The organism is Dyadobacter fanqingshengii, from assembly GCF_023822005.2.
In the GTDB taxonomy this organism is placed as follows: Bacteria; Bacteroidota; Bacteroidia; order Cytophagales; family Spirosomataceae; genus Dyadobacter; species Dyadobacter fanqingshengii.
Genome location: NZ_CP098806.1, coordinates 472,573 through 493,206 on the forward strand (window position 1 = coordinate 472,573; position 20,634 = coordinate 493,206).

Below are 20,634 nucleotides of genomic sequence, written 5' to 3' on the forward strand. Positions count from 1 at the left end.
TAGAATAGTCCTCCCGAAATAAGTAAGAGTATTTCAAGTAGAATTTGTGCTTTTTCAATCATTCTGAGCCCTTTCACCAACCACTATCCGATCGCAAAGCCTATGAATATCGTCAGGTCAGCCCCATTCTTCATTATTTTCCTGTTGCTCAATTTCGGATATAATTTCAGAAATTCTACTGAGGATGTCAAAAAAACGCCGGTTGCTGAAAATTCCCTTTCTGCCGTTCAAAACGAAGCGGAAGAGACCATCAGTATATTTAACGGAACAGATAAAAAGCCGATTTTAGTCCAAAATGCGAAAGCAAATTTTCGCCCTTACTTGCACCCGATCATCGCGCCGGACGGCAAAGGCGTGCTTACAGAATACAGCCCCGGCCATCACAAACATCAAACGGGCATTTATTGGGGTTACACGCGCGTGAACGGCCGCGATTATTTTCACCATCCCGACGGCGATTATTGGAAACGGGTTTCTGCCAAAGTGATTGAAGCCAAAGGAACAGAAGTAAAATGGCAAACGGTTTATAACCTCCTTGACTCAACAGGCAAAGCCGTTTTGACCGAAACACAAAACTGGTCCATGCGCTTCAAAGACGGCAAATATTTGCTCGACCTGGAATGGAATGGCGAGGCGCAGACGGATGTGACCATTGGAAAATATGATTACGGCGGCTTATTCGTACGAATGCCGTGGAAAGAGGGCATTAAGGGTGAAGTGATCAACGCTGCACGGCAAAAAAATGAAAAAGCAGAAGGGCAGGCAGCCATGTGGGTGGACATTGGTATGCAGGTGGAAGGTCGCGACAACCTTGCGCACATTGCCATTTTAGACCACCCTGAAAACAAAGGCTATCCGCAAACCTGGCGCGTTGATACGCAGCTGGGCGCTGGTCCGGCAAGGGCAAGGAAAGCAGACTGGCACATTAGAAAAGGGGAAACAGAGACCATTAAGCACGAACTGGTGATTTACACCGGCGAGCTGAATGATGTAGAGCTAAACAAAACATTTGGAGAATTCATCGGCAATAATGGCACTTATAATACGGCAGCATTATGGGCCATTGCGCAAAAAGAGGGCAGGGAAGCCAAGTTCCTGAGTGCGCAGGAGGCTGTCGCGGCGATGACGATCAAAGATGGTTTTCTGGTAAATGCTTATGCGTCCGAGCCGATGATGACGCAGCCCATGGCGTTTTGCTGGGATGATAAGGGGCGAATGTGGATTGCAGAAAACAAAGATTACGAATCAAGAGGAAAAGGTTTTTCCAATGCGGGCGACAGCCGGATTCTGATTTTGGAAGATACAAATGGTGATGGCGTTGCCGACAGCCGGAAGGTGTTTATGGAAGGAATCGCATTTCCCTCGGCCATAGCGGTTGGATTTGACGGCGTGTTTGTTGGAGCGCCGCCGAATTTACTTTTTGTTCCGGATAAAAACGGCGACGACAAGGCCGATATGGACAACATTGAGGTGCGTTTAACAGGCTGGGGCATCCGCGACAGGCACGAAACATTAAATAGTTTTCACTGGGGACCAGATGGCTGGTTATACGGTTTACAAGGTTTTGCAACGCCTTCGAAAGTCGGCAAGCCGAAGGACAAAGGCAAACTTTACAAGCATAAGGATCCATTTCCGGAGAATTTTGAAGTGGAGGACGGCGTCGATATCAATGGTGGCGTTTGGCGTTACCATCCTACAAAAGCTATTTTTGAGGTTGTAGCGCATGGTTTCAGCAATCCGTGGGGAATAGACTATGATGCGAAAGGCCAGTTGCTGATGACGGCTTGCGTAATCCCGCATTTATGGCATGTCGTTCCCGGCGGCATTTACCATCGCCAGGGCGGGCAGCATTTCAATCCGTATGTTTATAATGATATCAAAACCATTGCAGATCACACGCACCGCTCTGCACATGGCGGCGCGCGGGTTTATTTGTCGGATGCATTTCCGGAATCCGAACGCGGAAAAATATTCATGGCCAATATTCACGAGCATGGCATTTTGTCCGACATTCTCACACCGAAAGGCTCCGGTTTCAGCGGCAAGCACGGCGACGATTTCATGATGGCTAATAATGCGCAATGGGTAGGTTTTAGTATGGAAATAGGGCCGGAAGGTGGCATGTACGTCCTTGACTGGCACGATGCGGACATTTGCGGATCGGATGTGTTGAATTCAGAAACGGGCCGTATTTTCAGGATTATGCCAAAAGTTTCTAAGGCCGAGAACTGGAAAGGGCGCTATGATGATTTGGCGAAAATGTCGGACGTTGCGCTGGCTGATTTGCAAACAAGCAAAAGCGAATGGCACGCACGGCGGGCAAGGATCATTCTGCAAAACAGGGCTGTGAAAGGAAAGCTGTCAAAAGATGCTTTTGAAAAACTGAATAACATTTACTTAAAAGACAGCAATGCAGATTATCGCCTTCGCGCCATGTGGGCTTTGCAGGTTACTAATGGTTTGGATGCTAACGTATTATCAGCGGCATTGGATGATAAAGATGCCTATGTTCGGGCTTGGGCCATCCAGTTTTTGTGTGAAACTAATAAGCCATCGCAAGAATCGATTGCAAAATTCACAAAACTCGCCAAGGACGATCCTTCGCCCGTTGTCCGGCTTTATCTTGCCTCTGCATTGCAGCGCATGGATCAGGCTCAGCGGTGGGGCATTGCAGAAAGTTTGCTGGCCCATCAGACTGACGCTGAGGATCATAATCTTCCTAAAATGATCTGGTACGGCATTGAACCTTTGGTTAAAGCCAATCCTGCGAAGGCATTGGAAATGGCAGGAAAGAGCAAAATTCCAATGGTAACGCAGTTCATTGCGCGTCGGACTATTGATGCGGATGCTATTGAAACGGTGGTGGCCGCAATTGGCAAAATGCCTGCAAATCATGCGTCATTAATGGAAGGAATGCGGGACGGACTGGAAGGCAGAACGGACATAAAAACGCCTGCAAATTGGAAAACAGTTTATTCAAAACTAAAACAGGCAAACGAACCAGCAGCAAAACTGGCACTCGAAATCTCACAGCATTTCGGAGACACCGAAGCGGCTAAAAACTTCTTGGTAACTTTAAAAAACGCAAACTCGCCAGTTGATCAGCGCCGGAAAGCACTGCAATCGCTGGCAGTAAGGCAAAGGCCGGAGCTTGTTAATGAGCTTCCGACATTGCTTAATAACAATGAATTAAGATTAGATGCGATCCGCGCAATCGCAGGTTACGACAGCGAGCCCCTGGGTAAGCTTTTGATTGAACAATATCCAAAATTCAATGCAGCCGAGAAAGCGGAGGCCGTTCAAACATTGGCTTCCAGACCAAAATCTGGCTGGTTGCTTACACAGGCAATTTCCAAAAACGTGATCCCGAAAAAGGATATTCCTACTTACGTCGCGCGGCAGCTGAGGAGGGTGGTCGGAAGTGGTTTTGTGGAAGTTTGGGGGCCGATCGATCACATCGCATTTGATGAAAAAGCTTATAAGAAATACAAAAGCTTACTAAATGATAAGAATGTTTCCGAAGCCAGCCGCAATCATGGCCGCATGATTTTTCAGCGAACTTGCGCACCTTGTCACAAACTGTATGGCGAGGGAGGCATCATCGGCCCTGAACTTACCGGCTCAAACCGCGCTAATCTGGACTATTTACTAGGCAACATTCTGGATCCCAGTGGTGAAATTCAGGATGATTACAAAATGGTGGTCGTGACCACGCGCGATGGGCGTACATATGTGGGCAACATTGCCAAGGAAACGGAACGTCAGGTTACATTGCGCATCGTAGGTCAGGACGCGGTGGCTATCAACAAATCAGACATTCAGACGCGCGAAGTGACGCCGGTTTCCATGATGCCTTCCGGCCTTTTGGAAGCATTGTCGGATAAGGAAGTGACTGAGCTGGTGGCCTATCTGAGGACGTCCGCGCAGGTTGAATTGCCCAAATAAATGTCACAATACCAGTAATTTATTGTAACACATCTGCTTTTGATTTAAATTAAAGTCTAAATCAAACTAGAGATCGTTATGCGGGCATTTTACAGGATTTTATTTGCGCTTACAGTTCTCGTTTCAACCAATTTTATCTCAAAAGCCGAACAACCCGAAACATTGAAAATCGGCGCTGCGGCTCCGGATTTCAACTTGTTAGGCGTTGACGGGAAGAAATATTCACTTAAAAGCTTTGCGGCTTCCCCCGTTCTAGCCATTGTTTTTACTTGCAATCATTGCCCTACCGCCCAAGCCTACGAAGAGCGAATCAAGAAATTAACGGCCGATTATAAATCAAAAGGCCTCGCGATGATTGCAATTTCTTCCAATGATCCAAAAGCCATCCGCCTGGACGAGCTCGGTTACACGGATCTGAGCGACACTTACGAAGAAATGAAGATTCGGGCAAAGGATATGGCCTACAATTTTCCTTATTTGTTTGATGGCGATGATCAGAAAACAGCATTGGCTTATGGGCCCGTTGCCACGCCGCACATTTTTGTTTTTGATAAAGCCAGAAAACTTCAATATCACGGCCGGATCGATGACGTTGAAAAGCCAACAGTTGCACCTAAGAATCTGGATGCAAAAAATGCTATCGAAGCATTGCTGGCCAATAAACCGGTCCCCGTTCCTTCAACCAAAACATTTGGCTGCTCCATGAAATGGATCTCCAAAGAAGACGGTGTGCAAAAAGAAAGGGCTGGCTGGGCAAAAGAGCCCGTGACATTGGAAACGATCGACGAGGCTGGTTTGAAAGAATTGATCAGCAACAAATCGGATAAGCTCCGTCTAATCAATGTATGGGCAACCTGGTGCGGCCCTTGCGTAACCGAATTCCCCGATTTCATGACCATGCACCATATGTATCGCGGTCGTGATTTCGAATTTGTGTCGGTTAGTGCCGACAATCCGGATAAAAAGGAGAAAGCGTTGAAATTCCTGCAAGGAAAATTTGCTTCCAATAAGAACTACATCTTTAATGTAGAGGATAAATACAAGCTCATTGAAGCCATTGACCCAAAATGGCAGGGCGCATTGCCTTACACCATTCTGGTGGAGCCGGGCGGAAAGATCGTTTATGCGCAGCAAGGCCCCATTGATCCGCATAAAATGAAAAAGATTGTCGTCGAAAATAAATACGTGGGCAGATATTACTAACAAAAAATTAACCTTACTAATCATGGCAGATCAAGACATTTCAAGACGTCAGTTTTTAAGCGCATCCGCACTTTTGACTGCTGGCGCAGGCCTCTTATCGACCTCTGGCTTCGGCTTTCCGGCTTATATCAAAAATCTAGGCAAACCGAATTCGCTTTTCAACGGCGTTCAGGTAGGGGCGATCACTTATTCATGGCGCAGCCTGCCCGGCGGTGCGGAGGATATTCTTAAATACTGCATTGACGCCAATATCAGCGCCATTGAACTGATGGGGCCAACAGGCGAATCTTTCGCAGGCGCACCCGAAGGACCGAAAATGCCGCCATGGACCGGGGGTAAGCGTCCTGAGCTTACCGATGAGCAAAAAGCCGCGCAGGCGGAACATTTGATAAAAATGGCCGAATGGCGCGCCAAAGTGCCCATGGATAAATTCGTACAGCTGCGTAAAATGTATAATGATGCAGGCGTGAGCATTTACGCATTCAAGCCGTCCGCATTAGGTGAAAAAAATACGGATCAGGAAGTCGACTATGCATTACGCGCTGCCAAAGCGTTAGGGGCTAATCAGGCCACGATCGAGCAGCCGAACGATCCTGCCCAAACCAAACGGCTTGGCGATATCGCTGCAAAAAACAAGGTTTACGTGGGTTATCATGGTCACACACAGCAAACGCCGACTTGGTGGGATACTGCATTGAACCAATCAAAATACAATGCGATGAACTTTGATATGGGACATTATGTGGCCGCAGGTTTTGACCCGATCCCGCTGATCGAAACCAAGCACGACCACATTGTGAGCATGCACGTAAAAGACAGAAAAAATAAAGAGAATGGCGGCGCTAATGTGCCTTGGGGACAAGGTGATACGCCTATCACGGCTGCTCTGGAATTGATGCGTACCAGAAAATATAAATTCCCCGCAACCATTGAGTTGGAATACGAGATCCCAGCCGGTTCGGACGCAGTAAAAGAAACCGCGAAATGTGTCGAGTATGCCAAAAAAGCATTAGGCGCCTGAGAAATGTAGTTATTTTTGTGGCCGTCACGGGATGTTCCTGTGACGGCTTTTTTATTTTAACGTATTGAACATGATGGAGCAGAAAGATCTGTTAAAGCAAATTGAGTTTATTAAGGAAATTGATAAACTTAAATACATCCAGCGAAAAACCAGGCTTTTCGGAAGCAACCGCAACGAAAACGACGCCGAACACAGCTGGCATCTGGCAATGATGACCATCATTTTGGCACAGCATGCCAATGTGCCTGTTGATGTATTGAAAGTTTTGAAAATGGTGCTGATCCACGACATTGTGGAAATCGACGCGGGCGACACTTTTATCTATGACACGGCGAAAAATCATACAAATACCGACGAGGAACGCCTCGCTGCGGAACGGATTTTCGGGATATTGCCCGAAGCGCAATGCGATGAGCTGATCGCCATTTGGGAGGAATTTGAGGCAGGAGAAACGGATGAGGCGAAATTTGCCAAATCGATGGACCGGCTGGAACCACTGCTGCAGAATGTGTCCAATGATGGCGGAACCTGGAAGGAATTTGGGGTTGATTATGCCAGGGTTTATGAGAAAAAGCAGGTGATCAAAAACGGTTCGGCGTCTATCTGGAATTATGCCGAGCACCTCATTCAGGACAGTGTTGAAAAAGGGATTTTGAAGAAAATCTGAGCAAGGAATAAAAACATTTGGCCTAAATATCTTTTCGTACGAAATATTTCCTACCTTTAAGTTGTTGATCAATAAATAGCATGATGGAGCCTACAAAATCAGAACTTGAAATATTACAGGTGCTTTGGGAACACGGCCCGTCGACCGTCAGGTTTGTGAACGATAAGTTGAATGAGGAAAAGAGGGCAGTGCAATATTCTTCAACGTTGAAGCTGATGCAGATTATGGCTGAAAAAGGCATTGTAATTCGCGATGAGAGCAGTATGAAGCACGTATATAGTCCAGCGGAAGCAGAGGATAAAACGAAAAATGCATTGCTCGAAAAATTTGTCGATTCCATGTACAAAGGCTCGGCTTCAAATTTGGTTATGCAACTTTTTGGTAATAAGAACACCTCGCAGGAGGAGCTGGATGAGATTAAGGATTTTTTGAAAAAACTGGATAAATAAACACGATCATTTCCCGGTTGACCCACAGGAATCCATTATAAAAAGTAGGATTGTGCGTTAATCCCCCGAAACGCAAGTATAACATTACGCCATTTGTATTTTACTGGAAGTATCAAACGACATGTACGAACATGCATCGCAGGACTTTTATCAAAAATACAGGTGCCGCCGGGGCTGTTGCAATTACAGCTGGCGCAGGGTTTTCTTTCATAAACCAGAATGCGAAAAACAAGCTCCCGAAGTGGAAAGGCTTCAATCTGCTGGATTTCTTTTCTCCTGATCCCGCTTCCAGCCGGAAGCCAACGACCGAAGAACAATTTAAATGGATGAGCGATTGGGGTTTCGACTTCGTCAGGATCCCGATGGCTTATCCAGCCTATCTCAAATTTGACAGAAGCCGCAACATTACGCCTGAGGAAGTTTATCAAATTGACGAACAGGCCGTTGACCGCATTGATAAACTCGTCACAACTGCGCATAAATACAACATTCACGTAAGCCTCAACCTGCACCGGGCGCCTGGTTATTGCGTAAATGCAGGTTTTCAGGAACCCTATAATTTATGGACAGACCAAAAAGCACTGGACGCTTTTTGTTTTCACTGGAACATGTGGGCGAAGCGATACAAGAATGTTTCAGCCAAAAACATCAGCTTTGACTTACTGAACGAGCCGAGTATGCGCGAGGATATGAACGACCAGCATTCGAAAAGATCATCGGTGCCTGGCGCAGTTTACCGGAAACTTGCCATTGCGGCTTCCGAAGCCATCAGAAAAGAAAATTCCATGCACCTGATCATTGCCGACGGCAACGACGTCGGCAGCTCCGTTATTCCCGAAATAGCAGATCTGGATATCGGACAAAGCTGCCGGGGCTATCATCCGGGCATTATTTCACATTATAAGGCTCCCTGGGCCATGAAAGACACGGAGAATGTTCCCGAACCGAAATGGCCGGGCCAGGTAGGTGACCAGTATCTCAGCCGCGCAATGCTCGAGAAGTATTATAAGCCCTGGATTGATTTGGTCGGAAAGGGCGTAGGCGTACATTGCGGAGAATGCGGATGCTGGAACAAAACACCGCATGCTGTATTTCTGGCATGGTTCGGCGATGTGCTCGATATCCTTTCGTCCAACGGGATCGGTTTTTCTCTTTGGGAGTTTGCCGGCGATTTCGGTGTGCTGGATTCCCGCCGCGATGACGTTGCCTACGAGGATTGGCACGGCCACAAGCTGGACAGAAAACTGCTCACTTTAATGATGAAATATTAGATAATCAGCTCAACTCAGCTAGTAAACCTCTCAGATTAAGATTTTTGGTATACATTTCAACCGTTCCGTCAGGCATGAAATTCCAAAGCTCTTTCGGGCGGTCCCAGTATAACTCCACGCCATTATTGTCAGGATCATTGAGATACAATGCTTCGGAAACGCCGTGATCGCTCGCTCCTGAAAGCGGATAGCCTGCGAGTTGCAGCCGGTTATAAATCGCTGCAAGATCTTTGCGCGTTGGATAGAGTATAGCGGTGTGGAACAAGCCTACGCCATGCTGCGGTGCGGCTGGGGCGCCTGCGCTATACCAGGTGTTGAGGCCGATATGGTGATGATAACCACCTGCCGAAATGAATGCAGCTTGCGATCCGTAACGGGCCATGACTTCGAAGCCCAGCAGTCCGCAGTAAAAATCGAGGGCTTTTTCCAGGTCGGAAACTTTCAAATGAACATGTCCTATGCTCGTTTTGGCGGGTACTTTGTATTCTTCAGGTTCCATGTGGAGGGTAGTTTAAGGTGATTTTGTGAATCAATTTACATCAAGTTGCGGTAAATAATTCCAAAAAACCGCTTTACAAAGATATCAGTCTACAATCAGCAATAATTTAATGGACCGCAGAACCGCTTTATCCTCTATCCTGGCCGTTTCCGGCGCGGGTATATTACCCGCCGAAGCAGCAAAAATCAAAGCGCAGCCTTTTATATACTCCCTGAATATGAGCACTTTGCGAGGTCATAAGCTCGGTTTCAGGAAGGAATTGGAAGTTGCTTCGAAAGCAGGTTTCGGGTCTGTGGAAATTTGGATCAATACCTTGCAGGATTACCTGAAAACCGGCGGAACATTGCAGGAAGCGAAGAAGATTATCAATGATCTTGGCATTAAAGTAGAGGATGCCATTGGTTTTGCAACCTGGATTGTTGATGATGAATCGGCGCGTTCCAAAGCAATTGAGCAGCTTAAAGTTGAGATGGATCAACTGGCGCAGATCGGCTGCCCGCGCATTGCTGCGCCGCCTATGGGGGCCACAACCGGCGCTTCGCTGGATCTGGCGAAAGTGGCAGAGCGTTACCGGACTATCCTCGAACTGGGTGACAAAACGGGCGTCGTGCCGCATCTCGAATTATGGGGTTTTTCCAAGAATCTGAGCCGGGTAGGAGAGATTCTTTACGTTGCAGTGGAGTCGGGACACCCATCCGCGCGCTTGCTGATGGACGTTTACCACTTGCATAAAGGAGGCTCGGGCATGGACGCTGTGAAGGATGTCGGAAAGCCTTTGGTAGAAATTTTTCACATCAATGACTATCCCGCAACGCCTCCGCGCGAGACGATCACAGACGCCGACCGCGTGTACGCGGGCGATGGTGTGGCACCTTTGAAAGACCTTCTAAAATCCCTGAAAAACCCGGACCGGCCTGTCATCCTATCCTTTGAAGTTTTCAATAAGGATTATTATGCGCAGGACGCTCTTTTGGTAGCAAAAACCGGCTTGACCAAAATGAAAAAGGTGACCGAGGGCGTTTGATCAGAGCTTGTTCATCCAGGCTAAAATGCTCAGAACGAGACCAGCAATCAACGCAATGGCTGAGATCAGGATTGCGAATATGGCCAAAAAGCCTTTTGCTCCGGTTTTGGCTGTGATCAGCAGTTTATCACCTACTTTAAAACTTTCCGACTCAATTGCACGCAATGTGTATGTGCCTGGCTGATCAATGCTGAATGATGCAACCGGCACAATGCGGTTGCCCGATAAATCCTTTCGCATACCCAGTAAATTAACAGAACCAACAACGTTCACTTCCTGCTGATCTGCATTCCTGAATAATGTAAGAGCGTAGTTAGATGGAATTACACCCGTCAGCGACGGACGCTTGTAAGCAATTTCATAATCGCCGGGTTTATCTATTTTAATGATGTTGTCAGCCGTTCTTGCCGGAAATTCAATTTTCGGGCCGGCGTAAACTTGCATGATCCAGCCAATGCTTTTGATTAAAAAATAGACGCCTGTCAGAAACAGGGCCGGAAAAAGGATCTTGAATAACATAGCGGTGTTGTTTAGTGTGATTGCATTAGCGTTCAACCATTATAGCTGCGCAGTTTTAGCTTTGTCAAAATATTTTTTGACCAATATGTTGATGAACCTTTTGAGGTAAACGTCGTTGAAAAAGACATTGGAAAAATTATCAAAACGCTGAGACTGAATGCCTAGGTAAAAGAAATACAGACTCACGCCCAGCATCGGAATAATCCTTTTTTCTTCGCTGGAAATTGCCGTTACCGATTCATATCCTTCCATAAACTTACCAACCTTGTCTTTACATTCCTGCTCGTCTTTTTCAACACTGTGTACTTGTAAAATATAGTAGGCAATGTCCAGGCACAACCAGCCATTTCCGCAGAAGTCAAAATCAAAAATAGTGACCTGGTTATCCTTATCAATGTTGAGGTTGTCAAACCAGATATCCAAATGTACTGCGCCTTTTCGCAGCTGACTTTCATCTGCACTGGCAAATTCTTTTAGCAAAAACTGTTGTGTAGAGCGTAAAAAAGCCATTTCTTCCGTATCTGTGGCCAGGAATTCAGCAATTTGTTCCAGCGAGTCAACCAGAATCGTCTCGCTCGTGTAAGTAACGCGATCCAGATGAAAATCCCGGGTCAACAAATGCATTTGAGCCATTAATTCACCAGTCCGGAAGTGGGTATCTAACGAAAAATTCAGTTGTTTTTCACCTTCCGCAAAGGAGAACATTACTCCATAACGATCTCCCTCCGGAGCATTGAAAGATTGAAGAAAATTACTTTCTTCGTCGGCCATAGGATATGAAACGGAGATACCATTCTGCTTTAAATGCAAAAGTAGCCGCAGCTCCTCATTGATTTCGGTCTCGGTTCGCCAGCCCAGGCTGTAAATGCGAAAAATATATTTGGCGCCCGAAGCATTCACAAGATAAGTGTGACTAATGCCCGCCTTCAATAACCTGCATTGCACTTTGGCATCAGGGAAATATTTTGCGCAAAGAAATTCTGCTAAATGGGACGTCGATAAGTTCGAACTCGTAACAGGAAAGTGCGACATATAAATTTGCTTTGAGCGGCGGAAATTATAGAGAGCGGCGAAATTATAGAATCATCCTCAACTAATTTGGTTTTTACTTGAATATGGGTGAATTTGGCAACCTATGGCGGGAACAATTATTTAGCGGCCATCATGTTGATTTTCTGGTATATCAAAAAAATGTATGAGTGAGGTAAAATTAAAGCTGGATGCGCGCAAAAGAGGAGCGTTTTATCTTGAAGAAGAAGGAAAGCAGGTCGGGGAAATGGTGATCGGTGTCAGCGAAACTGCGCTGACGGTTTACCACACCGAAGTTGACGAAAATATGTCGGGAAAAGGCCTTGCGAAGCTAATGCTGTATGAGATGGTTGAATACGCGCGCAAACATGAGCTTCAAGTGGTTCCATTATGCGAATATGTGCATGTTCAATTTAAAAAACATCCTGACGAATATCAGGATGTCTGGAAGAAATAAAGCAGACGAGTCGCATTTGATCAGTTTGGAATGGGTAGATACACCATAAAAGTTGAACCTTTGTCGGGCTCACTTTGGGCGGTAATGTGGCCGTGATGGTTTTGGACAACCTTTTTACATAATGCCAGCCCAATGCCCGAGCCAGAAAATTCGCCGCGCCCATGCAAGCGCTGGAACATTTGAAATATTCTGTCAAGATATTTTTCGTCGAAGCCGATGCCGTTGTCGCTGACTTCAATCCTGATGTACGAATGTTCCGGTAATATCCGTGGTAATGCGCTGAGTTCCTGCTCGTCCAGCCCGTGAGCATGGATTTCAATGATTGACTGCACATTCTGTTTCCTGTATTTAATTGCATTGCTCAGCAAATTTTGGACAAGTTGAGTTAACTGAGCAGGATTGCCCCAGACAACAGGCAGCGGCCCGACCTTGATTTGGGACTTTTGTTCTTCAATTGAAAATTCCAGGTCTGCAATCACCGCGGATGCGATTTTTTTCAGATCAACTGGCTCAAAGGCACTGTCCCGGGTGGTAAGCCTTGAATAAGCAAGCAAATCGTCAATCATGCTCGACATTCTTTTGGAGGCGTCCTGAATTCTGTTGAGCATAAAGACACCGTTTTCGTCGAACGACCCTCCATAAACGGTTTGCAAGCGCGAGCTGAAAGACTGGATTTTACGTAACGGTTCCTGCATATCGTGGCTCGCAGCATAGGCAAATTGTTGCAAATTGCTGTTAGAATTAACCAGCTCCTGATTGGCCTGGTGAAGTTCCTCCGTGCGTTTTTGCACCCTTCGCTCCAATTCATTGACAAGCTGGCGATAGCGCTCTTCGCTTTGTTCCAGCGCCTGGCGGGATTTTACTTGTTCGGTTACATCTACGGCCATGTTCAGGATTGCATAAATTTCGCCTGTCGAGTTGCGTAATGGCTTGTAACTGAAGTCAAAATAAAAAGTTTCGAGTACACCGTCAATCATCAGGTCGGCCCGGCTGCCGGATGCGGCATAGGGCTTTCCGGTTTCAAAAATATCATCCAGTATTTGCAGAAAAGGCTGGTTTTCCAGTTCAGGAAGTGCTTCCCGCAATGGTTTCCCAATCACGCCGGCTCCTTTTCCCCAGATTTTTAACATGGCCTCATTCGGCAAATCAATGATCATATCTTTGCCAATGAACATGCTTGTTGCAACAGGCGCCTGCTCAATAAGCTTACGCAAATGTTCTTCACTCGTCCTGATTATATTTTCGGACTCGATGCGGTCCGTGATGTCCATCACGATGCCCGAAAGAGAAATGGCTTTCCCGGTGCTGTCGTAAAGATATTGCCCGATAACCCTCACCCAGTGAACCGAGTTGTCATGCCACACAAAACGGGCTTCATAACGCAGTTCGCCTGTTTTTGAAGCGGTTTCGTAGGCAGCTGATCTTTTCTCAAAATCTTCCGGATGCACGTGCCTGACGAATACATCCCTCGAAATGGCGCTGCTCTCCCTGCCCGTAATGATGCGCGACATGGTTGGAGAGTAAATAAGCTCATTGGAATCAAGCGTGACCAGGAAGGATCCTGCCCCGGAACCTTCTATTGTCATTGCGGCCTGCTGGTCCGCCCACGCAACCCTTTCCTTACTGGATATTTCATCAGTCACATTGCGGGAAACACCCGAAAACCGATATGGAACGCCTTCTGGTGTAAAGTAGGCTTTGCCGGTGCAATGCAGCCAGCGCAAAGTTTTATCTGACGCGCCAACCGTTCTGTAACGAATGTCATAAGCAGCCCGCTTTTCCGGATCCAATGCATGGGAGATACCATTGACCACTTTTTCCCGGTCTTCAAAATGAATGTGTTGAATTAAACTTTCATAGTTAAGGATTTCCTCAGAGGGGTTTCCGTAAAGTCCCCTGCACCGCTCATCAAAGTAAACGACACCCGTTTCCGGATTCATATTCCAGACACCGAGCTGGGCCGCACTTAACGCAAATTGCAAATTGGCCTCGCTTTCAAGCCGTGCCTCGTCCGACTGCATTTTTTCGGAAAGGTCTCTCATCGAGCCAACCATTCTCACCGCCTTTCCATCCACATGGATGGTATAACCCCGGTCGTGCACGTAAGCATAGCTGCCATCTGCCCGGCGGAAACGATATTGGTCCATCCGATTAGAATCTGCACGGTTGATGGCAACATGCATATGATGGATCACCTTGTTCCGATCGTCCGGATGGATGCGGTTGAACCAGCTTTCCGGCCCCGGTTCAATCTCCTGAGGTGTGTGTCCAAAAACTTCTTTCATTCCCTCGTTCCACCAAACCGTGCCTTTTTCAAGGTCCCAGTCCCAAATGACATCGTGCGTTGCTTTTGCCACAAGCTCAAACCTTTCAATGGCCACAAGCAGGTTGTCTTTATTGCTATTGTTAAGCGTTTCGATCATTTTTAATAAATCCAGCTTCGTATTCGGTTTCCTCAATACTTGAAATATACATTGTCTGTAAAAATACTGATATTAATGATAAAGCAGTAACGCGTGATTGAGCGGGCGAACCTATTTTGGATTAGGCCCAGGGGCGGATAGTAAAGAATTTGGCAAGAAGACTTTTATCCGTAATCATATTCATGCTGACATTATGCTAAAAACGCGATCCTACTTATTCCTGGCGGTTATGATGCTAACCGTTTTTGCCATGATTCCCCAGAAAAAGAAAGTTTCGCTGTTTGACGGCAAGACATTTAACGGCTGGGAGGGTGACACAGTAAAAACCTGGAAAATTGAGAACGGCGCCATTGCCGGCGGCTCTCTGGAAGAAACGGTTCCTCACAATAATTTTTTGTGTACCAGGAAAACCTATTCCAATTTTATCCTGAATGTTAAATTCAAGCTGACCGGTCATGAAGGCTTCATTAATACGGGCGTTCAGTTTCACAGCGTAAGATCCAAAGATCCGTCTTACGAAATGATCGGGTATCAGGCAGACCTGGGAGCGAAGTTCTGGGCAAGTCTTTACGACGAGTCTCGCCGGAACAAAACGCTCATCGCCCCTGATTCCGTTGAGGTACTCAAATTGGTTAAGCTCAATGATTGGAACGACTATCAAGTCAGGAGTGAAAATGGTCGGATCCGGATTATGCTCAATGGCAAGCAAACCGTGGATTACACCGAACCCGACAAATTCATTCCTCAGCAAGGCATCATTGGCTTACAGATCCATGGCGGCGGTAAGGCAAAGGTTTTTTATAAAGATATTTTTATAGAAGAATTATAAAAGTCCGCGACTGCCGTTTTATTTCCAACTCTTTAATAATCGTCTCGCAATCACTATCTCGGCGGTGTGATAGGCATTGTGATCGGCAATGAGCATGGCCTCCCGCAGCAAACTTTGTCCCGTTCCCCAAGGCAGCGGTGCAAACAGATCATTTTGCTTCTCCTCTAATAAAGCCTGAAAACGCTGCTGGTCCTCTTCAATTTGTTTCAATGCATTATTCCAATCGTCGTCACTGACCGCATCGGTCGGTTCAACCCAGTAGTCGTCCGGCCAGGCCAGTGACTTGCTGTCGGCCGAGGCTGAAAAATCTACAATATCTTTCTGTGCGATCCGGATGTGTTCAACCAATTGCCAGATGCTGTAAGGCAGGTTTTCGGGAATAACTGTGCGTAATCCGGATGGTAAATCGGCTACTGAATCTTTAAAACTGACGTGTGCATTGCCTTTTTCAATGAGGCTAATGAGTTCATTTACAAGTTTTTTGCGCTGCGTTTCGTCCATAAATTCTAAATAGAAGCTCGTTGTGGTTCGACAAATATTTATTCCTTATTTTAGTGGAATCATCACAATGTAACATTTTAGTCATATTTAACATGAATCCTACCCGACGGAAATTTCTCAGGAACGTAACAGCTGCCTCAGCTTTATTAGCCACTGAAAGCATTGCCAAGCCTTTTAACATTATCAAAGATCTCAAAAAGATCAGCCCGAATGACAAGATTCGTTTTGCCACCATTGGCATGGGAATTCAGGGCAATCAGGACACGAAAGCCGCATTAAGGGGCGCTCCCGATGCAGAATTTGTTGCCGCTGCTGACCTGTACGATGGCAGGCTGACGCGCGTGAAGGAAGTTTTCGGGAAGGATATTTTTACAACGCGTGATTATCGCCAGATTTTAGAAAGAAAAGACATAGATGCCGTCCTCATCGTCACTCCCGACCATTGGCATGATCACATTACCAAAGCCTCACTCCAAGCCGGAAAGCATGTTTACTGTGAAAAACCAATGGTACATCACATTAATGAAGGGCTATCGGTGATCGATGCCTGGAAAAAATCAGGCAAGACCATGCAGATCGGCAGCCAGCGGATCAGTTCAGCCTCGTTTAAGGAAGCAAAAAGGCTGTTTCAGGCGGGCGAAATTGGCGAGATCAATTATGTGGAATCCAATAATGACCGCTTTAATTCGATAGGGGCCTGGAATTATTCAATCCCGACGGATGCTTCGCAAACCACATTGGATTGGGACCAGTTTCTGGGTGATGCGCCAAAAGTGCCGTTTGAGGCCAAGCGTTTTTTCAGATGGAGAAATTACCGGGATTATGGGACAGGTGTAGGAGGGGATTTATTTGTGCATTTGATCACTGGCGTGCATTTTGTAACCAATTCGCTGGGCCCGGAGCGCATTATGTCATCAGGCGAGCTCAGTTACTGGAAAGATGGCCGCGACGTGCCGGATGTGCTGGTGTCGATCCTGGATTACCCCAAGACCGACATTCATGCCAATTTCCAGATGGTGCTTCGCGTGAATTTTGCCAATGCAGGTGCAATTGCCAACAATACACGCCTGATCGGAACAGAAGGACAGATAGAATTTACCGAAAATAATTTAGTGTTAACTAAGAAAAAATTGCCAAAAGCACCTGGTTTCGGTGGTTACGACAGTTATAACACGTTTTCGGAAAGTGAGCAAAAGGAATTCAAGAAGCAATATGACGCACAATATCCCGAAGACACCCGCAAGGCAGACCCGGTAAAAGAAGTGAAGTTCACTGCGCCAAAAGAAGACGACGCGCACGCCAATCACTTCGCTGATTTTTTTGATAACATTAAAAAAGGAAGCGTAGGCACCGTTGAGGATCCTATTTTCGGTTTCCGCGCGGCGGCTCCGGTGCTGGCTTGTAATGAAAGTTATTTTTCCAAAAAGATCATCAACTGGGACCCGGTTGCGATGAAAGTTAAAAAGAAGTAAAAAACGAAACTGAATGAAAATCCTACTGACAGGTGCCACCGGATACATTGCACAGCGATTACTTCCGGTGTTGCTGGAAGCAGGGCATGAGGTTTTTTGTTGCGTCAGGGATAAGCAGCGTTTCAATGCGCCGCAATTTCCTGGCGCAACGGTTATAGAAGTGGATTTTCTGAATGAAGCAACGCTTGCTCACATCCCGGAAGACATTGATGTCGCTTATTATCTCATTCATTCCATGTCAGCAGGCAGCGGGGATTTTGAGGAACTGGAAGAAACCACCGCAAAGCATTTTAAGCAAAGGATTGAAAAAACAAGAGCCAGGCAGGTTATTTACCTGAGCGGAATTATCAATGAAGAGGAGCTCTCCAAACATTTGCTATCCCGGAAAAATGTCGAGGAAATTCTCAAATCCGATCATTATGCATTAACCACATTGCGCGCAGGCATCATTGTCGGATCGGGCAGCGCGTCTTTTGAGATAATCAGGGATCTTGTTGAAAAACTGCCCGTGATGATTACGCCGCGCTGGCTGCACACGCAATGCCAGCCCATAGCAATCCGTAATGTGGTCGATTTCCTCACCGGAACATTGCTTTTAGAGGAAACCTATGGCAAAAGCTTCGATATAGGCGGCCCGGACATTCTCACTTACAAACAAATGTTGTTGAAATTCGCGCAGGTCCGTGGGTTGAAAAGACGGATTCTGGTTGTGCCGGTTATGACGCCGAAATTATCTTCCTACTGGCTGTACTTTGTCACTTCCACATCTTATTCGCTGGCTAAAAATCTGGTTCATAGCATGAAGGTGAAGGTTGTTTGCCGGCCAAATGATCTGGCAGAGAAGCTTCATATTGAATTGTTAGGCTATGAAAAGGCGATTAGTCTGGCGTTTGACAAAATAGAACAGAACCAGGTTCTTTCCAGCTGGACCGGGGCGCAGAGCAGCGCCGCACTTTCCAAAGGCATTTCCAGTTACATGCAGGTGCCCACCAACGGCTGTTTTATTGATAAAAGAGAACTCAAAATCGATGATCCCGAATATGTAATGAAACGGATCTGGTCGATAGGCGGGAAAACCGGCTGGTATTATGGCACCTGGCTTTGGGAGATCCGTGGATTTATGGACAAAGTCACAGGCGGGGTGGGGTTGCGACGAGGCAGGAGGCACCCTGAGCAAATCTACCCCGGCGATCCGCTTGATTTCTGGCGTGTGCTGCTGGCTAATAAGGAAGAAAAAAGACTTTTGTTGTATGCCGAAATGAAGCTTCCCGGCGAGGCCTGGTTGGAATTTTGTCTGGACGAAAACAATGTGCTAAGGCAAACAGCCACTTTTCGGCCGCTTGGATTGATGGGCAGGCTTTACTGGTATGCCGTGCTTCCGTTCCATGCATTTATTTTTAAAGGAATGATTACCAACATTGCGGGTAAAGTGTGATACGTGGTTCCTTTTTAAGCCGGAGCATATTTTAACCCTAATCCAATCGGACGTATGAAGCAGGTAATCTGTACTTTTTTTCTGGCTATGCATACGCTTTCGGCCTTTGCGCAAACGGGCAAGGTGATGGATAATTTATCAGTCCCCAGCAAGCTGCTGAAATCGGAAAGAAAATACGCGATTTACCTGCCGCCCGATTATGCGACTTCAGAAAGAAGCTATCCTGTCCTTTATTTGCTGCACGGCGCTGGCGATGATCATACCGGCTGGGTTCAGTTTGGAGAAGTCCTCAACATTACCGACAAAGCCATACGCGAAGGCACAGCCACGCCGATGATCATTGTCATGCCGGATGCGGACACGGGCAGACGAGGTTATTTTAATGATGTAAAGGGTGACTGGAATTATGAAGATTTCTTTTTCCAGGAACTCATGCCGCATGTGGAAAAAAAGTTTCGTATCAAAGCCAACAAGCGTTTCCGGGCAGTTGCAGGACTTTCGATGGGTGGCGGCGGCACTTACATGTACGCGCTGCATCACCCCGAGCTGTTTTCGTCTGCTTGTCCGTTAAGCGCATCTGCCGGGCCTATCACTGTTGAAGACGCTAAAAAGAATCTGGTTCGCAACAATCCCGACATTCAGGATTCGACGGTTACCAATTACTACAATCGGCACAGCGCATTGGCGTTGATCAATAATATTAAAGACGATCAGAAAAAGGCAATTCGCTGGTATATTGACTGTGGAGACGATGATTTTCTTTATGAAGGAAACAGTCTGGTGCACATTGCCATGAAAAAGAAAGAGATTCCGCATGAGTTCAGGATCCGCGAGGGCGCGCATAACTGGACTTACTGGCGTGAATCGCTTCCAAAAGTGCTTGAATTCGTATCGCAAGCTTTTCATCAGTATTAAACATGATGTCGGTCTCCGATTTACCGGGAATAAAGCTTTTTGATTTATCTGGCAAGGTAGCCGTCATAACCGGTGGCTCTAAGGGCCTAGGACTTGCCATGGCTGCCGGACTTGCCTCGGCCGGGGCGAACATTGTGCTGGTAAATCGCAATGCACTCGATGGCGAGAAAAGCGCCGCGGAATTACGCGCATTCGGAACACAGGTTACTTCTTTTGCAGCAGACATCACGAGCGTCGATCAGACTGAGGCCATGGTAAGATTTGTGGTTGAGACTTTTGGAAAAATCGATATCCTGATCAACAGCGCGGGGATCAATATACGCGGCCCGATCGACCAGCTTTCTCCTGCGGATTTCAATCAGGTTATGGAAGTGAATGTTAATGGCACGTGGCTGGCTTCACGGGCCGTAACCCCTCTTATGAAGCAGCAACGAAGCGGCAAAATCATTAACCTAGCCAGCACGCTCGGACTCGTTGGCCTTGCAAACAGAACGCCTTACACGGCTAGCAAGGGCGCGGTCGTGCAAATGACGCGCGCGTTAGCCATGGAACTGGCGCCTTTCAATATTAACGTCAACGCAATCTGCCCGGGCCCATTTCTCACCGAAATGAACATTCCCATCGCCGATAGCGACGAAGCCCGCGACATCATCATCGGCGCCACAGCCCTGCAGCGCTGGGCCAATCTCCAAGAAATCCAGGGTGCCGCCATATTCCTATCCAGCGAAGCATCCAGCTACATGGTCGGCTCCATCCTTACCGTCGACGGCGGCTGGACAGCGCATTGAGTTGGATATGTTAGTGATTTGGTGTGCAATGATGACTTTTTACTCCCCACAAATGTAATTTGTTTTTCATAAGTTTTTAAAAATATCGTATAAGCATATCTTATAACGATTACATAAATATTTTCTTTTAAAACATAATAAAAGCAATTCTCAATTAGTTATAACAGCTACGGACCGAACAGATGTT

General features: G+C 46.7%; 18 protein-coding genes. 13 read left to right on the forward strand and 5 right to left on the reverse strand.

Annotated features, from left to right (window positions below; all coding sequences use genetic code 11):
* Positions 1–102: 102 nt before the first annotated feature.
* The 6 genes from NFI81_RS01910 to NFI81_RS01935 all read left to right on the forward strand — a co-directional run bounded on the left by NFI81_RS01910 (position 103) and on the right by NFI81_RS01935 (position 8,556).
* Entirely contained in the window at positions 103–3,945 is a 3,843-nt protein-coding gene (locus NFI81_RS01910; protein WP_234614568.1) for a PVC-type heme-binding CxxCH protein, read from the forward strand.
* A 78-nt stretch (positions 3,946–4,023) separates the two neighbouring features.
* On the forward strand, positions 4,024–5,148 hold the full coding sequence (locus NFI81_RS01915; RefSeq protein ID WP_234614567.1) for a redoxin domain-containing protein: 1,125 nt from the start codon (positions 4,024–4,026) through the stop codon (positions 5,146–5,148).
* Between the two features lie 22 nt (positions 5,149–5,170).
* On the forward strand, positions 5,171–6,169 hold the full coding sequence (locus tag NFI81_RS01920; RefSeq protein WP_234614566.1) for a sugar phosphate isomerase/epimerase family protein: 999 nt from the start codon (positions 5,171–5,173) through the stop codon (positions 6,167–6,169).
* A 70-nt stretch (positions 6,170–6,239) separates the two neighbouring features.
* A complete protein-coding gene (locus NFI81_RS01925; RefSeq protein WP_234614565.1) occupies positions 6,240–6,836 on the forward strand; it encodes an HD domain-containing protein in 597 nt (198 codons plus the stop codon).
* Between the two features lie 83 nt (positions 6,837–6,919).
* Positions 6,920–7,285 carry a BlaI/MecI/CopY family transcriptional regulator gene (locus NFI81_RS01930; RefSeq protein ID WP_234614908.1) on the forward strand — a complete coding sequence of 122 codons (366 nt, stop codon included), beginning with the start codon at positions 6,920–6,922 and terminating at the stop codon, positions 7,283–7,285.
* A gap of 131 nt (positions 7,286–7,416) precedes the next feature.
* Positions 7,417–8,556, forward strand: coding sequence for a cellulase family glycosylhydrolase (locus NFI81_RS01935; RefSeq protein WP_234614564.1), 1,140 nt, complete (start codon positions 7,417–7,419; stop codon positions 8,554–8,556).
* A gap of 4 nt (positions 8,557–8,560) precedes the next feature.
* Here the strand turns inward: NFI81_RS01935 and NFI81_RS01940 are convergent, their stop codons facing one another.
* Complete coding sequence (locus NFI81_RS01940) at positions 8,561–9,055, reverse strand: VOC family protein (RefSeq protein ID WP_234614563.1); 495 nt, start codon at positions 9,053–9,055, stop codon at positions 8,561–8,563.
* Positions 9,056–9,164: 109 nt separating this feature from the next.
* On the opposite strand from NFI81_RS01940, the gene NFI81_RS01945 reads away from it, so the two are divergent.
* Positions 9,165–10,079, forward strand: a complete 915-nt coding sequence (locus tag NFI81_RS01945; RefSeq protein ID WP_234614562.1) for a sugar phosphate isomerase/epimerase family protein — start codon at positions 9,165–9,167, stop codon at positions 10,077–10,079.
* On the opposite strand, the gene NFI81_RS01950 is transcribed toward NFI81_RS01945, so the two are convergent.
* Both NFI81_RS01950 and NFI81_RS01955 read right to left on the reverse strand, forming a co-directional pair.
* A complete protein-coding gene (locus NFI81_RS01950) occupies positions 10,080–10,598 on the reverse strand; it encodes a hypothetical protein (RefSeq protein WP_234614561.1) in 519 nt (172 codons plus the stop codon).
* Between the two features lie 39 nt (positions 10,599–10,637).
* Complete coding sequence (locus tag NFI81_RS01955) at positions 10,638–11,630, reverse strand: phosphotransferase enzyme family protein (RefSeq protein WP_234614560.1); 993 nt, start codon at positions 11,628–11,630, stop codon at positions 10,638–10,640.
* Between the two features lie 163 nt (positions 11,631–11,793).
* On the opposite strand from NFI81_RS01955, the gene NFI81_RS01960 reads away from it, so the two are divergent.
* Positions 11,794–12,084 (forward strand): GNAT family N-acetyltransferase, encoded by a 291-nt coding sequence (locus NFI81_RS01960; RefSeq protein WP_234614559.1) that lies wholly within the window; start codon positions 11,794–11,796, stop codon positions 12,082–12,084.
* A gap of 20 nt (positions 12,085–12,104) precedes the next feature.
* Here NFI81_RS01960 and NFI81_RS01965 read toward each other — a convergent pair whose 3' ends face one another.
* Positions 12,105–14,507, reverse strand: a complete 2,403-nt coding sequence (locus tag NFI81_RS01965) for a PAS domain-containing sensor histidine kinase (protein ID WP_234614558.1) — start codon at positions 14,505–14,507, stop codon at positions 12,105–12,107.
* Between the two features lie 250 nt (positions 14,508–14,757).
* Here NFI81_RS01965 and NFI81_RS01970 point away from each other — a divergent pair, with 250 nt between their 5' ends.
* Positions 14,758–15,336, forward strand: coding sequence for a 3-keto-disaccharide hydrolase (locus NFI81_RS01970; protein WP_234614557.1), 579 nt, complete (start codon positions 14,758–14,760; stop codon positions 15,334–15,336).
* Between the two features lie 18 nt (positions 15,337–15,354).
* On the opposite strand, the gene NFI81_RS01975 is transcribed toward NFI81_RS01970, so the two are convergent.
* Positions 15,355–15,837 carry a DinB family protein gene (locus NFI81_RS01975; RefSeq protein WP_234614556.1) on the reverse strand — a complete coding sequence of 161 codons (483 nt, stop codon included), beginning with the start codon at positions 15,835–15,837 and terminating at the stop codon, positions 15,355–15,357.
* Between the two features lie 92 nt (positions 15,838–15,929).
* On the opposite strand from NFI81_RS01975, the gene NFI81_RS01980 reads away from it, so the two are divergent.
* The 4 genes from NFI81_RS01980 to NFI81_RS01995 are packed head-to-tail and all read left to right on the forward strand — an operon-like array spanning position 15,930 to position 20,447.
* The gene (locus NFI81_RS01980; protein WP_234614555.1) at positions 15,930–17,309 is read left to right on the forward strand and encodes a Gfo/Idh/MocA family protein; all 1,380 of its coding nucleotides are present in this window, start codon (positions 15,930–15,932) and stop codon (positions 17,307–17,309) included.
* A 13-nt stretch (positions 17,310–17,322) separates the two neighbouring features.
* Positions 17,323–18,744, forward strand: coding sequence for an SDR family oxidoreductase (locus tag NFI81_RS01985; protein ID WP_234614554.1), 1,422 nt, complete (start codon positions 17,323–17,325; stop codon positions 18,742–18,744).
* 54 nt (positions 18,745–18,798) lie between these two features.
* Positions 18,799–19,659 (forward strand): alpha/beta hydrolase, encoded by an 861-nt coding sequence (locus NFI81_RS01990; RefSeq protein WP_234614553.1) that lies wholly within the window; start codon positions 18,799–18,801, stop codon positions 19,657–19,659.
* Positions 19,660–19,664: 5 nt separating this feature from the next.
* Entirely contained in the window at positions 19,665–20,447 is a 783-nt protein-coding gene (locus NFI81_RS01995) for an SDR family NAD(P)-dependent oxidoreductase (protein WP_234614907.1), read from the forward strand.
* Positions 20,448–20,634 lie beyond the last annotated feature (187 nt).